The sequence below is a fragment of the Undibacterium sp. GW821-FHT11B02 genome, assembly GCF_058808955.1.
In genome coordinates this window covers 89,898-105,425 of sequence record NZ_JBXASD010000006.1, presented here as the reverse complement: position 1 = coordinate 105,425, position 15,528 = coordinate 89,898, and the positions used below count along the sequence as shown (strand labels likewise).

The 15,528-nt window shown below is 49.8% G+C and carries 16 protein-coding genes and 1 tRNA gene; 11 read left to right on the top strand and 6 right to left on the bottom strand.

Annotation, left to right across the window (positions count from 1 at the left end; genetic code table 11):
• Positions 1 to 6: 6 nt before the first annotated feature.
• Positions 7 to 1,182 (bottom strand): Do family serine endopeptidase, encoded by a 1,176-nt coding sequence (locus tag AC1RVX_RS13965; protein ID WP_493217205.1) that lies wholly within the window; start codon positions 1,180 to 1,182, stop codon positions 7 to 9.
• 7 nt (positions 1,183 to 1,189) lie between these two features.
• On the opposite strand from AC1RVX_RS13965, the gene AC1RVX_RS13960 reads away from it, so the two are divergent.
• Positions 1,190 to 1,957: a Nif3-like dinuclear metal center hexameric protein gene (locus tag AC1RVX_RS13960; protein ID WP_493217204.1), complete on the top strand. Its 768-nt coding sequence runs from the start codon at positions 1,190 to 1,192 to the stop codon at positions 1,955 to 1,957.
• 50 nt (positions 1,958 to 2,007) lie between these two features.
• Here the strand turns inward: AC1RVX_RS13960 and mscL are convergent, their stop codons facing one another.
• On the bottom strand, positions 2,008 to 2,427 hold the full coding sequence (gene mscL, locus AC1RVX_RS13955; protein ID WP_493217203.1) for a large conductance mechanosensitive channel protein MscL: 420 nt from the start codon (positions 2,425 to 2,427) through the stop codon (positions 2,008 to 2,010).
• Positions 2,428 to 2,770: 343 nt separating this feature from the next.
• On the opposite strand from mscL, the gene petA reads away from it, so the two are divergent.
• The 9 genes from petA (at position 2,771) to AC1RVX_RS13910 (ending at position 12,263) form a co-directional block, all read left to right on the top strand.
• Positions 2,771 to 3,385, top strand: a complete 615-nt coding sequence (gene petA, locus AC1RVX_RS13950) for a ubiquinol-cytochrome c reductase iron-sulfur subunit (RefSeq protein WP_493217202.1) — start codon at positions 2,771 to 2,773, stop codon at positions 3,383 to 3,385.
• A complete protein-coding gene (locus AC1RVX_RS13945; RefSeq protein WP_493217536.1) occupies positions 3,385 to 4,797 on the top strand; it encodes a cytochrome b in 1,413 nt (470 codons plus the stop codon). The genes petA and AC1RVX_RS13945 overlap by 1 nt, the downstream gene beginning before the upstream one ends.
• A 22-nt stretch (positions 4,798 to 4,819) precedes the next feature.
• Entirely contained in the window at positions 4,820 to 5,584 is a 765-nt protein-coding gene (locus tag AC1RVX_RS13940) for a cytochrome c1 (RefSeq protein WP_493217201.1), read from the top strand.
• Between the two features lie 149 nt (positions 5,585 to 5,733).
• Complete coding sequence (locus AC1RVX_RS13935; RefSeq protein ID WP_110256517.1) at positions 5,734 to 6,345, top strand: glutathione S-transferase N-terminal domain-containing protein; 612 nt, start codon at positions 5,734 to 5,736, stop codon at positions 6,343 to 6,345.
• 111 nt (positions 6,346 to 6,456) lie between these two features.
• The gene (locus AC1RVX_RS13930; RefSeq protein WP_493217200.1) at positions 6,457 to 6,945 is read left to right on the top strand and encodes a ClpXP protease specificity-enhancing factor; all 489 of its coding nucleotides are present in this window, start codon (positions 6,457 to 6,459) and stop codon (positions 6,943 to 6,945) included.
• 58 nt (positions 6,946 to 7,003) lie between these two features.
• Positions 7,004 to 7,079, top strand: a tRNA-Thr gene (locus AC1RVX_RS13925).
• A gap of 359 nt (positions 7,080 to 7,438) precedes the next feature.
• Positions 7,439 to 9,436, top strand: coding sequence for a sensor histidine kinase (locus AC1RVX_RS13920; RefSeq protein WP_493217199.1), 1,998 nt, complete (start codon positions 7,439 to 7,441; stop codon positions 9,434 to 9,436).
• Complete coding sequence (locus AC1RVX_RS13915) at positions 9,429 to 9,869, top strand: response regulator (RefSeq protein WP_493217198.1); 441 nt, start codon at positions 9,429 to 9,431, stop codon at positions 9,867 to 9,869. Before AC1RVX_RS13920 ends, AC1RVX_RS13915 begins: the two co-directional genes overlap by 8 nt.
• Positions 9,870 to 10,064: 195 nt before the next feature.
• Complete coding sequence (locus tag AC1RVX_RS13910; protein WP_493217197.1) at positions 10,065 to 12,263, top strand: S9 family peptidase; 2,199 nt, start codon at positions 10,065 to 10,067, stop codon at positions 12,261 to 12,263.
• Positions 12,264 to 12,316: 53 nt separating this feature from the next.
• Here AC1RVX_RS13910 and AC1RVX_RS13905 read toward each other — a convergent pair whose 3' ends face one another.
• Together AC1RVX_RS13905 and AC1RVX_RS13900 are read right to left on the bottom strand one after the other, a co-directional pair.
• Positions 12,317 to 12,979: a glutathione S-transferase family protein gene (locus AC1RVX_RS13905; RefSeq protein WP_493217196.1), complete on the bottom strand. Its 663-nt coding sequence runs from the start codon at positions 12,977 to 12,979 to the stop codon at positions 12,317 to 12,319.
• 12 nt (positions 12,980 to 12,991) lie between these two features.
• The gene (locus AC1RVX_RS13900; protein ID WP_493217195.1) at positions 12,992 to 13,411 is read right to left on the bottom strand and encodes a DoxX family protein; all 420 of its coding nucleotides are present in this window, start codon (positions 13,409 to 13,411) and stop codon (positions 12,992 to 12,994) included.
• Positions 13,412 to 13,488: 77 nt separating this feature from the next.
• On the opposite strand from AC1RVX_RS13900, the gene AC1RVX_RS13895 reads away from it, so the two are divergent.
• Positions 13,489 to 14,373: a LysR family transcriptional regulator gene (locus AC1RVX_RS13895; RefSeq protein ID WP_493217194.1), complete on the top strand. Its 885-nt coding sequence runs from the start codon at positions 13,489 to 13,491 to the stop codon at positions 14,371 to 14,373.
• 4 nt (positions 14,374 to 14,377) lie between these two features.
• On the opposite strand, the gene AC1RVX_RS13890 is transcribed toward AC1RVX_RS13895, so the two are convergent.
• Both AC1RVX_RS13890 and grxD read right to left on the bottom strand, forming a co-directional pair.
• Positions 14,378 to 14,971: a UbiX family flavin prenyltransferase gene (locus AC1RVX_RS13890; RefSeq protein WP_493217193.1), complete on the bottom strand. Its 594-nt coding sequence runs from the start codon at positions 14,969 to 14,971 to the stop codon at positions 14,378 to 14,380.
• A gap of 7 nt (positions 14,972 to 14,978) precedes the next feature.
• On the bottom strand, positions 14,979 to 15,290 hold the full coding sequence (gene grxD / locus AC1RVX_RS13885) for a Grx4 family monothiol glutaredoxin (protein WP_493217192.1): 312 nt from the start codon (positions 15,288 to 15,290) through the stop codon (positions 14,979 to 14,981).
• Positions 15,291 to 15,528: the final 238 nt, after the last annotated feature.

Here is a 15,528-nt window from a genome sequence, read left to right as displayed (position 1 = left end):
GTGTTTTTATTCTCTCTGTTCTTCTTTGCGTGCTGATGGGCGTTTGCCTATCAGGACTTCCAGAGTGGGTTCCTTGGTGTCACGCAGTACAGTGATTTTAGCCTTGTTGCCAGGTTTTAGCTGGGCCACCAGATTTAACATCTGGGTGGTGTCGCCAACAGGTTTGCCTTCTATTGCGATCAGGATATCACCAGGCTTCATGCCAGCCTTGTCAGCAGGGCCGCCGCGGATGACGCCAGCAATGATGGCACCGGATTTTTGTTTCAGGCCAAAACTGTCAGCCAGTTCAGGTGTAATGTCTTGCGGTTCAACGCCTATCCAGCCGCGCACCACGTGACCATTGCTGATGATGGATTCCATCACCAGTTTAATGGTGGATACCGGGATGGCAAAGCCTATGCCCACCGAGCCACCGCTTTGCGAATAGATCGCCGTATTCACGCCCAGTAAATTGCCGTTGACGTCCACCAGCGCACCGCCGGAATTCCCCGGGTTGACAGCGGCATCGGTCTGAATGAAGTTTTCAAAGGCATTGTCAGTCAGGTTATTACGACCCAGGGCCGAGATAATGCCCATGGTGACAGTCTGACCAACGCCGAAGGGGTTACCTATGGCCAGCACCACGTCACCTACACTGGCCTGGTCCGAGCGGCCAAAGGTGATGGCTGGCAAATCGGTTAAATCAATTTTGATGACGGCCAGATCGGTTTCGGGATCAGTCCCGACTAGCTTGGCATTCGCCTTGCGGCCATCGGCAAGGGCGACTTCAATATCATCTGCAGATTCGACCACATGGTTATTCGTCAGTATGTAACCCTGGGTACTGACAATCACACCTGAACCCAGGCTGGACAGCCGTTCTGCCTGCGGATTTTGCTGGTCACCGAAAAAACGCTTGAGGAAAGGATCATTCAGCAGCGGATTACGACTTTGCCTGACCTCTTTTGACGTGTAAATATTCACCACTGAAGGCATGGCATGCTTGGCTGCTGCAGCGTAGGAGCTTTGTGCCGGCACACTGTTGGCAGGTGCTTCCTTGACAGTGACACCAGCATTCAAAGGCAGATCCTGACCTGGGCGATAACCACCTTTTACCCAGCCAGGTTTCAAGGTGGTTACAATAAACCATATCGCCAGACCGACAGTGACAGTTTGGGCAAACAATAACCAAAGACGACGCATAGTGAGAATGAGTATGAAATCAGTGAATCGGGATGAACTGGGACAGTTTTTGGCAAAAGAATTGCAAGTCAATTACTTTCGTGATTATTGCCCAAATGGCTTGCAGGTGGAAGGGCGAGATACAATAAAACATATAGTCAGCGGGGTTACTGCCAATCTGGCCTTGTTAGAAAAAGCGGTGGAATTACAGGCGGACGCTGTGTTGGTGCATCATGGGTACTTCTGGCGCGGTGAAGACATGCGCGTAATTGGGCAGAAGCACCGCCGTCTGAAACTGTTATTGAAGCATGATATCTCATTGTTTGCTTATCATCTGCCGTTGGATGGGCATGCAGAACTGGGCAACAATATCGGCTTGGCGCGTTGCCTGGGGTTGGTGCCGGATGGGCGTTTTGGTGAAAATGACCTGGGTTGGTTAGGGCAGACAGATAATATACAACTAAGTACCGTGGCTGACCTGGCGCTGCATGTAGAACACAAGCTGGGGCGCAAGCCTTTGTTGGTTGGTGATCCGACGACACCGCTGGGACGCGTCGCCTGGTGTACAGGTGCTGCGCAAAATATGCTGGATCAGGCGATTGCTGCAGGTGCAAGTGTCTATCTGAGTGGGGAGATTTCTGAACCAACGGTACACCTGGCGCGTGAATCAGGTGTTGCCTACCTGGCTTGCGGACATCATGCTACAGAGCGTTTTGGTGTCCAAAGCCTGGGTAATTTCATTGCCGCGCAACTGGGCATACAGCATAGCTTTGTAGATATTGATAATCCGGTATAACTGGTACTTGAAGCGATTCTCCCCTTGCCGAACAAGGGGAGAGTACCCCGTTACTTTTTCAACGCATCGCGTATTTCACGCAGCAGCAAGATGTCTTCTGCTGTCACTTCTGGCGCGGGTTCTGGTGCCGGCTCTGCCTTTTTCATCGCATTTACCAGTTTCACCATCTGGAAAATCACAAAAGCCAGGATAACGAAACCCACGCTGACCGTAATGAAATTACCGTAAGCGATCACGCCACCAGCTTTTTTGGCTTCGGCCAGTACCAGATGCGTACCCTGGCCATTTAACGGAATATAGTAATTGGAAAAGTCCAGGCCACCGACAATACGGCCAATGACAGGCATGACGATGTCACCGACCAGCGAATCGACGATTTTGGCAAAGGCAGCGCCAATGATGACGCCAACTGCGAGGTCGACGACATTGCCGCGACTGACAAAGGTTTTAAATTCTTGCAACATGCTCATGAAAATCTCCTGTTTGACGGGCGGGATGGGTATGAATGCCATGCCCCAAAATATAAGTGACAAGATTTTAATGCCCAAATCATACGAAAAGGGCAGGGAATTTTGTCAATTTTGTTTTCCATCTCTGTTCAAATGCCAAATCCGGAGCAGAATTTTGGCCTTTAAACAGGCTTAAGCGTAGCTGAAACGTGTGAATCAGGGGCTAATTGTCGAAAAAAGCGTCCAAGTTAGTGATTAGGATATCTTTTTCTTTAAAACCATACCCGCCTCATTTATAATTTAAGGTTGCTAGAAGCTGGGTTTTGCTTCATCAAGTTTTGATTATTGACAGAATGGGGTTGGTATGAGTATCGAAAAGCAGGTCGATTCCGGCCGTCGCGGTTTGCTCGTCGCCACTTGCGCGGCGGGTGGTGTGGCAGGCTTGGCAACGGCAGGGGCGCTGGTAAGCACTTTCCAGCCATCCGAGCGTGCCAAGGCAGCAGGTGCGCCGGTGGAAGTGGATATTTCGGCCTTGAAACCGGGTGAAATGACGACCACAGAATGGCGTGGTAAGCCAGTATGGATACTGAAGCGCACACCTGAAATGATGGCGAGTCTGGCCAAGACAGAAGACAAGGTAGCTGATCCAAAATCGGAAAAGCCCTACACCATGGAAATGCCGGACTATTGCGACAAACAAAGCCGCTCACGCAAAGAACACAACGACATCCTGGTGGCGGTTGGCATTTGCTCACATCTGGGTTGCTCTCCAAGCTCCAAATTCCAAGAAGGTGCGCAGCCATCCTTGCCAGATGACTGGAAAGGCGGCTTTCTCTGCCCATGCCACGGTTCGACCTTTGATCTGGCTGGCCGTGTATATAAAAACAAACCAGCTCCACAAAACCTGGATGTGCCTCGTCACATGTTTTTATCAGACACCAAAATCATCATCGGTAAAGATGAGAAAGGCGAGGCTTAATCATGGCATTTGTTGAGAAAAAACTCCCGGCGGACGCTCCTGTCGTGGACAAAGCCTTGAACTGGGTAGATTCCCGTTTTCCGCTGACCAAGCTGTGGAATGACCAATGGGGCAAGTATTACGCGCCTAAGAATTTCAATTTCTGGTACATCTTTGGTTCCCTCGCCATGCTGGTGCTGGTTATCCAGATCGTTACTGGTATTTTCCTGGTCATGCATTACAAACCAGATGCAACGCTGGCATTCGCTTCGGTTGAATACATCATGCGTGATGTGCCATGGGGCTGGCTGGTGCGTTATATGCACTCTACCGGCGCTTCGGCTTTCTTCATCGTGGTCTATTTGCACATGACCCGTGCTTTCCTGTACGGCTCTTATCGCAAACCACGTGAGCTGATCTGGTTGTTCGGTTTTGCCATTTTCTTGTGCCTGATGGCCGAAGCTTTCTTCGGTTACCTTCTGCCATGGGGCCAGATGTCTTACTGGGGTGCTCAGGTTATTGTTAACCTGTTTGGTGCTATTCCTTTCATCGGTCCTGATCTGTCCTTGTGGATCCGTGGTGACTATGTGGTTTCTGACGCGACGCTGAATCGCTTCTTCTCTTTCCACGTCATTGCTATTCCTCTGGTCTTGTTGGGCCTGGTGGTTGCTCACTTGATCGCCTTGCATGAAGTGGGTTCCAACAACCCTGACGGTATCGAAATCAAGGAAAACCTGGATGCTGATGGTCACCCTGTTGATGGCGTGCCTTCTCACCCTTACTACACTTTCCACGACATTTTTGGCGTGACTGTGTTCCTGACGATTTTCAGTGCAGTAGTCTTCTTTGCACCGGAAATGGGTGGTTACTTCCTGGAATACAATAACTTTATCCCGGCTGATTCCCTGAAAACGCCTCCGCACATTGCTCCAACCTGGTACTTCACACCTTTCTACTCGATCCTGCGTGCAACCACTTCCGAGTTCCTGTATGTCGTGCAAATTGGTGCGGCAGCTTATGTTGCACTGATCTGGCTGACAACCAAGCTGCCACAATTGCTGAAGATCGCAATTGCCCTGATCGCTCTGGTTGCTATCGCTGGCATGACACCTTTCGGTCTCGAAGCAAAATTCTGGGGTGTGGTATTGTTCGGCGGTTCTGTCGTGATCCTGGCTTTCCTGCCTTGGCTGGATGTATCTCCTGTTAAATCGATACGCTATCGCCCTGACTGGCACAAATATGTGTACATCGTATTTGGCATTGTGTTTGTAACACTGGGTTATCTGGGCGTGGAACCACCTTCACCAGTTCGTGAGCGTATTTCTCAAGTTTGCGCGGTCATTTATTTCGGCTTCTTCATGCTGATGCCATGGTGGAGTGCAATGGGAACATTTAAGCCTGTACCCAAGCGCGTTACATTTGCAGCGCACTGAGAAAAAGCGAGGAAGAATAAGCATGAAATTACTTAAAAAACTGATCGCTGTGTTGGCTTTTGCACCTGCATTGGCACTGGCAAATAGCGGTACTTTCCCACTGGATCACGCACCTGACCGTTCTACGGATATGGCAGCGCTGCAAAATGGCGCAAAATTATTCGTCAATTACTGTCTGAATTGCCATTCTGCGTCTGCGATGCGTTACAACCGCTTGAAAGATATCGGTTTGACCGATGACCAGATCAAGCAAAATCTGTTGTTCACCGGTGAAAAAGTCGGTGACCTGATGAAGACCACCCTGGCAGCAAAAGATGCCAAGGCATGGTTTGGCGCAGTGCCACCAGATTTGTCCGTGATTGCCCGTGCCAAGGCATCCGAAGCAGGTTCCGGTGCTGACTGGATTTACACTTATCTGCGTACCTATTACAAAGATGAGTCGCGTCCAACCGGCTGGAACAACATGGTATTCCCGAATGTCGGTATGCCTCATGTACTGTGGGAATTGCAAGGTACGCGTACTGTCAAAATGGTAGAAGAAAAGGACGCGCATGATGAGTCCAAAACCGTTCATAAATTCGACGGTTTTGAAACAGTCAAGCCAGGTACCATGACTTCTCTCGAATACGACAATGCAGTGGGCGACCTGGTTGCTTACCTGCAATGGATGGGTGAGCCAGCACAAAGCACACGCAAACGCCTGGGCGTTTGGGTATTGCTGTTCATGGCAACACTGGCGACACTGGCATGGCGTTTGAACGCGTCGTACTGGAAAGAAGTCAAATAAATGTAATGTTCCCGGTTTGTGCTGCTATCAGCATGGATCGGGGGTTTTTGAGATCGTCCGTTTTTCTCCGTCGTAAACGGACGTGTAATCCCAGGGGTGAGGCGCGCTAAACTGGCTCCTCGCCCTGATCGTTTCTAAGGAACTATAAAATGATGGTTCTCTACTCGGGCACAACTTGCCCATTTTCTCAGCGTTGCCGCCTGGTTCTGTTCGAAAAAGGCATGGATTTTGAAATCCGCGATGTTGATCTGTTTAACAAACCTGAAGACATCTCGACCATGAATCCTTATGGTCAGGTGCCAATTCTGGTCGAGCGTGAATTGATATTGTATGAATCCAATATCATCAACGAATACATCGATGAACGTTTTCCGCATCCGCAACTGATGCCGGCAGACCCGTTGCAACGTGCACGAGCCCGTCTGATGTTGTTCAACTTCGAAAAAGAATTGTTCATCCACGTCCATACCCTGGAAAACGACAAGAACACTGCGTCGGCCAAGGTACAGGACAAGGCGCGCGCAGAAATCCGTGATCGCCTGACTCAACTTGCTCCTTTGTTCGTCAAGAACAAATACATGTTGGGCGATGAATTTTCCATGCTCGACGTGGCCGTTGCACCATTGCTGTGGCGCCTCGATCACTACGGCATAGAATTGTCGAAAACTGCAGCACCGTTGATGAAATATGCAGAACGCATTTTCTCTCGCCCTGCCTATATCGAAGCACTGACGCCTTCTGAAAAGGTCATGCGCCGTTAAGCGCTGCCAGTTACAGATTAGGGATAACAAGGCTGATGCACTACGTCAGCCTTGTTGTTTTTGGGCTCCGCGCCTATTCTTGAAATACACTTTCCGCCTGATGGTATAAGCATGCAAGAAATATCCACCAAACCTTATTTTATGCGTGCCATTTATGAATGGTGTACCGACAATGGCTACACCCCGTACATGGCCGTCAAAGTCAATCATGCTGCACGCGTCCCCATGGAGTTTGTGCGCAATGGCGAGATCGTCCTCAACATCAGTTTTGGTGCCACCAGTGGTTTAAAAATGGATAATGATGCCGTCGCCTTTAAAGCCAGATTCGGCGGCGTATCACGCGATATTCATGTGCCTGTTGAAAACGTCATGGCGGTCTACGCCAGCGAAAATGGCCAGGGCATGGCGTTCGAAGTCGATCTGAGTGAAGCGAACGAGACCCCAGCAACGGATGAGGGGGCAGAAGAACCCGTCAAACCTGTACTTGGCCTGGCCGCAGTGAATAGCAAGCCCACACCAGTGGAAACAGCTGCCCCACAAGAGGAAGTAAAAAAACCTGAAAAAAAATCAGAAAAACCCTCGCTAAAAATAATAAAATAGCCTATAATCTTGGTCTTCGGGAATGCAACGGAAACGAAGCAAGAACGGAAACAGTTTCGCCGACTTAGCTCATTTGGTAGAGCAGTTGACTTGTAATCATCAGGTGGCCAGTTCGATTCCGGCAGTCGGCACCAAATTAAAATCCCATCGTTAGCAATAACGGTGGGATTTTTCTTTTTGTCTCTTCTTTGTTGCAAAAGGCTTTCATGGTTTTTTGCATATCTGCATTTTTGCCGCTCATTTGAGCCTTCAACATAGTGCCGCGTCTGGTGTGAGAAATTTTTCACGTTTAAATGTGATAAATAATCGCTTGCGATAATTGCTGGCAAAACCATCTTTTTCTGATATTCTCATTTTGTCAATTGTTGAAATTGCCATGGATTACATGTCCTGATGCCTTATGCGGCGGTTCAGGACAGGTAGTCTGAATCAGGTACAGAAGTGATCTGTGCTTGAATATGCATCAGACTTTGATACTAAGGAGAGCCCGACAATGAAGCGTCTTCTCACTCAACCAGGACTGATTGGGCTAGGCCTGGTGCTGCTGGGGTCAGAGACGATGGTCGGCTGGGTGTTGCGGCAACCACTGTGGGTTCTGGTTTTTCCTAGTAGTACGGTCATGGTGTTTTCAACGGCATTTTGTTTTTTCTGCGCAGGAATTGCATTTGTCTTGCCGATGTTTCGAGCAGTACATACCTTGTTGATCCGCAATATGGCTGGCATCCTCATCATGTTGATCGCCAGTCTGATGTTGTTCGAAAATCTGTTGTCCATCGACACGGGTCTGGATATGCCCGCCCTGCATAGCTGGTTTGGCGATGCCAATCCACATCCAGGTCGCATGGCACCCAATACGGCGCTGGCATTCCTGGTTGGTGGCATTGGGCTGTTGCGCAAGGAAGGTAGTTCTTATCTGAAGCCACGCATGTTGGCAGTCGTCATGTTGACCATCAGTGTGTTAGGTATGGTCGGTTATGCATTGTTGCTAGATCTGGCTTATAGCTGGTACGGTTTTCCGCGCATGGCATTTTCAACTGGTCTGGGCATGAGTTTATTCGCCTGTGCACTGTTATTTGAAAGATCCGGGGCAGATGGGCCTGCCAAAAATGAATCGAATATCTATTTGTTTCTGGGCGTCTCTGTTACTGTACTCATCACTACCATGTTTGTTTCTTATGGCAGCTTGCGCGCGCTGGATGCGCGTACCAATTGGGTAGACCATACTTATCAAGTCAGACTGTATGCAGATGAATTGATTTCCACCTTGCAGCAAGCCAGGCGCGCCGGCGATCAACATGAATTCAATGCCGTCACCGCTGCCCTGGACGATAAAATGCTTGCATTGCAGCGGCTGGCCAAAGACAATCCCTTGCAGAAAAACAGACTCACGCAATTGCGTCAGATATTGCCATCTCATCTTGACGCAGCAAGGCAGATTTTGCCGGAACAAGCCAAAGATGCTGATGCTGCACGGCTGGATGTGGAATTCAAACCTTTGATACAGGCGATGCAGCAATTTGCAGATGCAGAAAGTCTTTTGCTGGTACAAAGAAAACAGGATTCAATCCAAAGTACATCCAGTACAATACTCCTCATTGTGGCCGGCAACCTGTTGGGTTTTGCTATTTTATTACTTACTTTTTTGCTGCTAAAAAATCAAAATGTGCAGCGTTCTGCCCTGGAACTGGCATTGCAAAAATCGAATGCTGAACTGGAGAGCAAAGTCGAAGAAAGAACGCGCCAGCAGGCGATACTGAACGATGAGCTGCAAGAACTGAATCAAACGCTGGAACAGCGAATTGATGAGCGTACTTCAGACCTGGAAAGTTTTACCTATTCCGTTTCCCATGACTTGCGTGCACCTTTGCGGGCCATTGATGGTTTTGGCCGCATGCTGGAAGAAGATTATGCTGCCAGCCTGGACAGGAACGCTGCACGCTACCTCGCTGTCATACGCAACAATAGTCAGCGTATGGGCAATCTCATCGACGATTTGTTGGCTTTTTCCAGGTTAGGGCGGCAGGAGGTTGTCAAATTTCCCATCGACATGACAGCACTGGTGCAGGAAGTCATTGCAGAATCGGTGCAGCAAATACCTGACCCGCCAGAGATACAATTGTCGGCCTTGCCACCGGCACTTGCTGATCGCAGCTTGATGAAGCAGGCCTGGATGAATCTGCTCGCCAATGCCATTAAATACAGTAGCAAAAAAGAGCATGCGCGTATTGAGATCAGTGGTAACGTCGAAAATAATATGCTGCAGTACGTGATCAAGGATAACGGTGTTGGTTTTGATATGGAATATTACGACAAGTTGTTTGGCGTATTCCAGCGGTTGCACAATGCTGACGAATTTGGCGGTACTGGCGTTGGCCTGGCTATCGTACATCGCATCATCAGCCGGCACGGCGGACGTATCTGGGCGGAATCAACGATCGATGAAGGTGCAACTTTCTTTTTCACCTTGCCTATAGGAGAGCACAATGGATGAACTGGAAGCAGTAGAAATCTTGCTGGTCGAAGACACAGAAGAAGATGCGGAACTGACGATACGCGCGCTAAAGAAAAATAATCTTGGCAATAAGCTGATCTGGGTCAGGGATGGCGTCGCTGCGCTGGATTTCATCTTTTGTACTGGTATATACGCCGGTCGCAACAAAGCGAATCCCAAGCTGATTTTGCTGGATGTCAAAATGCCTAAAATGGATGGCATTGAAGTGCTCAGGCGACTTAAGGCCGACGACAGAAGTAAAACCATACCGGTAGTCATGCTGACCTCTTCCGCTGAGAGTCGCGACGTGGCCGAAAGTTATAAACTGGGTGTCAATAGCTATCTCATCAAGCCAGTTGATTTTGATGCCTTCATGAGTGTCGTTGCCCAAACTGGCTTGTACTGGACGGTGATGAATAAGGTTCCGAAATAGGCAAGCTCCTTATGCCTCAAGGGAAATACCTGCATGTCTGATTGGTAACGCGGCTTTGTCTTATTTTCTGCTCATGCCTGTTGGGCAGGAACCCTATCCCTTGACCACGGTCATAATTCCTTTGAAGATTGATCACGTTTCGTGACTTATCATGAAATGGCCTGATTTCCCCGGAATCGATTTGTGAGGAATGTTATGAAGTTGCGCAATGCATACTACAGGTTAACGCTGTTTTCTTTGTGGCTGGCTGGTATGGCTGTCACCCAAGTGCAGGCGCAAGACGGCATGCTAAGTCTGGAAATGCTGTATCACCCAACAAAAAAAGAAAAATTTGATACCACACCCCTCACTCGCCTGGCATGGGATGCACAAAACCGCCTGATAGAGACCCAGAGCACCAATGGTGTTGTGCAGCAGTTGCTTGTCAATCCTGTCACCTGGGAAAAACAGGTGCTGCCAGCAGATGGCAATATCCTGGCCATGATGACGGCGGCCAGCATTCCCGAACGCGAGGCCAGAGCCCAGGTGGATAAGCTGACGCCGCTGATCAAGCCTGAACTGAAGTCTTATCTGTTCACTTACAAGAATGACTTATGGTTGCTGGATCTGCAGCAGGGCAAGGTCAGGGAGTTGACCCACGCACCTGATGTGGCAAAAGATGAAGCCCTGCTGTCCCCTGATCTGCAATCGGTCGCTTACCTGAAGGGTAATGATCTGTATGTGACCAATGTCGCCAGTGCCACCGAAAGAAGGTTGACCACAGGTGGCAGTGAAACGGTATTCAATGCTCGCCTGGACTGGGTGTATATGGAAGAGGTGTATGGCCGTGGTCGCTTGCGCGCCTTCTGGTGGGCACCAGATTCACAAAAGCTGGCCTACCTGAGTTTCGATGAAAGCAAGGTGCCGGTGTACACGCTTAGTGGCGATCATGTGCAACCAGTCAAGACCGAGCGCACCCGTTACCCCAAGGCTGGCGATCCCAATCCTGATGTCAAACTGGGTGTCGTCGATATGGCGGGTAAAACCAGCTGGACGGAGAATCCTTATCCTGGCAAGGAAACCCTGATCGTACAAGTAGGTTGGACGCCGGATGGCAAACTGCTGGCATCCTGGCAAGACCGGGTGCAGACCTGGCTCGACTTGCGTTTATATGATGCCGGATACCGCAGCAGACAATTGCTGCGCGAAAGTAGTCCGGCATGGACAGATCGTTTACCGCTGCCCCAGTTTTTGAAAGATGGCAGCTTTGTCTGGGAGTCTGACCGCAGCGGCCACCGGCATTTATATCGTTATGACGCACATTACCAGTTGAAGGGGGCCATTACCCAGGGTGAGTGGGATGTCCGTAATGTATATGGTGTGGATGACAGCAGGGGGCGGGTATTGTTTGCCGCCAATGAACGCAATCCCATAGGCAACGACGTGTATGCAGTCAGTCTGGAAGGCGGTAAACCGCAAAGACTGACGACAGAATCCGGCACGCATATGGCGCGTTGGAATACTGCCTACACCCATTTCATCGATAGCTGGAGCAGTTTGAAGCAGCCACCACGGCAGGCAGTGTTCGATGCCGAAGGCACATCTCTGAAGCTGGTTGATGATGTAGGCATACCAGAAAAAATGCAGGGTCTGAAGCTTGCCACTGTGACGCAACAGCAAATCAAATCACGTGATGGCTTTTTGATGGAAAGCCTGTTGTTCCTGCCACCGGATTTTGACCCCAGGAAAAAATATCCTGTTTACCAGCACCTGTATTCCGGTCCCATGGCACCGCAGGTTATTGATCGCTGGAATAGCAACCTCTGGCATCACTTTCTGGCGCAGCAAGGCTATATAGTGTGGATACTGGATAACCGCAGCGCCAGCAACAAGGGCGCAGTCAGCGCCTGGCCGATACATAAGAAACTGGGTCAACTGGAATTGCAGGATCAACTCGATGGCCTGGAATGGCTGCGTCAGCAGGGCTGGGCCGATATGGACAGGATAGCCCTGAATGGCTGGAGCTATGGCGGCTACATGACATCGTATGCGATGACCCATAGCAAGGCATGGAAACTAGGTTTTATCGGTGCACCAGTCACCGATTATCGTTTGTATGACAGTATCTATACCGAGCGTTATATGGGTTTGCCGCAAGAAAATGCCGAAGGCTATGACAAGGGCAGCGTATTGAAAGCGGCCAAGGATTTGAGCGGTAAAATCCTCATCATGCATGGCACCATGGACGACAATGTGCATCCGCAGAATACCGTTATGCTGATTGATGAGCTGATCAAAAATGGCAAGGACTACAACCTGCAGTTGTATCCGGGTGCCGGGCACGGCCCACGTGGTGACTGGACCATCTGGTCTTTACAAAAAGCGAAGTGGGAATTTTTGAAGAACAATCTTTGATGATATCTTCAGCTTGAAAAGACGGCGCAGATGAACAATCTGCGCCGTCTTTTTTATTCCATGCGGCGTGACAATGCAGAACCGCGTGCACCTAAGAATGCATACAGCAAAGCCGGATAATTTCCCGTTACTGCGCTCTGTACAGACGGACGCATTTGCAAAGCGTTTCGCCATGCCCTGAGTCTGGGCTGGTTTGCAAAAAGACCAAAATCGGCTATTTGCTCAAACACATCCATATAGCGAAACACAGGGGCAAATGCTGCATCGACCAAACAGAAGTGTTCACCAGAAAAATACCGACCATTTGCCAGGCGAGCTTCCAGTTGCGCAAATCTGGCTTGCAATTCTGCCGTCTTGACGGTCAATGTTTGCTCATCTGGGGCATTATAAAAACCGGCGATACTATTCAGCGTGGCGGATGCAAATTCTATCCAGGCGCGGTGTTGTGCTCTGTCCAGTGCAGCTTCGGGATGTAGCCTGGGCGGCGTGGTTTCATCCAGGTATTCGCAAATCACAGCTGACTCAAAAATTGCCTGTCCATCCACCAGCAATACCGGTGATTTACCCAGCGGTGATACTTCAAGAAACCAATCTGGTTTGTTGGCAAGATCGATGTCGATACGTTCAAATGCCAGACCTTTTTCAGCCAGGGTTATTGCCACCCTTTGCACATAAGGGCAAAGCGCATGACTGATCAGGGTGTATTTATTGTCCATCGCGGCTCCTTTTTATGCCAATGAAAATCGCGTGCTGCGACGCAATGCAAATGCACCGTCACCAAGCAGCCAGACAGCAATCGAGGTGGTGATCAAAAAGACTGGATATTCCCAGCCACCGTTCGGACTGGTGTGTACCCAGCCATTCCCAAAATGTACAGTGGCTGCGACCGTCATGATGGGTACCAGAGCCAGCGCAGTCTGCCGACCATAGATGCCAAGCACCAAGGCTAAGCCACCCAGCAATTCCATAGCAAAGACGGGATAAGCAAGAAAACCTGGATAACCTATGCTGACAAAAAACTGGGCGGTACCAGGCAGAGTGAAAACAAACAGCTTCAGCAAGGCATGGGCAAGCCACATGATACCCAGGCTGACGCGTAACAGCGTGATGCCATAGGCAACGCTGCTGTGGATGGATGAGTCAGACATTTTGTTCTCCAGAAAAAGTCAGATGGCGCTAATATAGAATTTCGGGTATGCAATGGAAATAGGCGTAAATACAAGCTATGAATGCAAAAATGCAATACAGATTAAATGCCACTGATCTGGAGGTAGTGCTGGCGCTGGTACGCACGGGCAAGTTGGCAGAGGCCGGTGAACGTCTGTCATTGGATGCATCGACCGTATTTCGCAGCATACAAAAACTGGAGAAAGGTTTGGGCCAGCGTCTGTTTGAACGCTCACGCACAGGCTATCAAGCCAATGAGCTGGCGCAGGAATTGGCCAGGCATGCAGAGCAGATGGAAGCGCAACTCGAAGCTGCACGCTCAGCCATGCAAATGCAGCCGGATCAGATTGCGGGTGCGGTGCGTATTACCACTACCGATACCATATTGCACGGCTTGCTGGCACCAGTCTTGAAACCTTTGCAGTTGTTGCACCCTTTGCTGAGCCTGGACTTGAATGCCGGTAACGAACTGGCCAGCCTGACCAGGCGTGATGCTGATATTGCCATCCGGGCCAGCAAGCGACCGCCACAACATTTGATAGGCAAGCACCTGGGTCCCATCAAGGTAGCCCTATATGCAGGAAGCAAAAGCAAGATCAAACATTTTGACGCTGACATTGCCCAGCGAAGCAACTGGATAGCACCTGATGATGCCTTGCCTGATCACCCTTCCGTTGTCTGGCGCAAGAAACATTTTTCCAAGCTGCAAGCTAGCTATAAGGTCAATAGCATACTGACCGTGGCCGAATTGGTCGGGCAAGGACTGGGTCTGGGAATATTGCCATTGTTTCTTGCTAAAGGCCGCAAAGACTTGCTGCAATTGACGGAGGTTCTGGATGAATGTCAGACAGAATTATGGTTGCTGACCCATACCGAAGCCCGGCATTTGCGCCGTGTATCAGCGGTGTATTCTTATTTGTCGCAAGAGCTGGTACTGGAGTGAAGAATCAGGAATTTTCTTTGATACCCTGCCAGCGCGGTGTCAGCTCATGATGCAAGGCAAACATATCGAGTACCCGACCGAGAGTATGGTCGACCATATTTTCTATGCTTTGCGGGCGGTGGTAAAAGCCAGGTAAGGGCGGGAAGATGACGCCACCCATTTCGGTGACAGCAGTCATATTGCGCAAGTGTGCCAGATTGAAGGGCGTTTCACGCACCATCAGGACCAGGCGACGGCGCTCTTTCAAGACCACATCGGCAGCGCGGGTGATCAGATTGTCGGACAAACCATGCGCCACTGCCGCCAGGGTTTTCATCGAGCAGGGCGCGATGACCATACCATCTGACAAAAACGAACCACTGGCGATACTGGCACCGACATCACGCACATTATGAACAACGTCGGCCAGGGCTTCGACATCCTTGCGCTTCAACTCCATTTCCTGATGCAGATTCAATACACCCGCTTCTGAAATCAGCAGATGGCTCTCCACCCCGGGAATCTCACGCAATACTTGCAACAACCGCACACCGTAGATAGCACCTGTCGCGCCGGTAATGGCAACAATCAGGCGCTTCGGTGCGGCATGAGTTGTCATTCCTGTCTTAATCTTTCAGCAGGGCTTGCAATTCACCGTTTTCAAACATTTCATTCATGATGTCTGAACCGCCGACGAATTCACCCTTTACATACAATTGAGGGATGGTAGGCCAGTTGGAAAAATCCTTGATGCCCTGGCGTACTTCTGCGTCGTCCAGCACATTGATGGTAACCAGGTTTTGCACGCCACTGGCTTTCAGTAATTGTACGGCGCGGCCAGAGAAGCCACATTGAGGGAACTGGGCAGTTCCTTTCATGAATAAAACGACAGGGTTTCCTGTGACGGTTTCTTTAATCCAGCTTTGTACGTCGCTCATGGCTATCTTCCTTAAATAACGAATCCCCTCATTATAGAGGAAAGCTCAATTCAGTGTAGCTGACCTGTGTCAAGACGATGGGAGAAAGGAAGGGCTAAAATCCACTTGAAGTTCCCGACACCGGATACCAATAATGTTACATTAAGACCTCAGAGCCGTTATAACAGGCCATGTTGCTGGAGACCCGTATGCATATACGTGATACAAGAATTCCATCAGGGCAAGTACCACCTGGCCT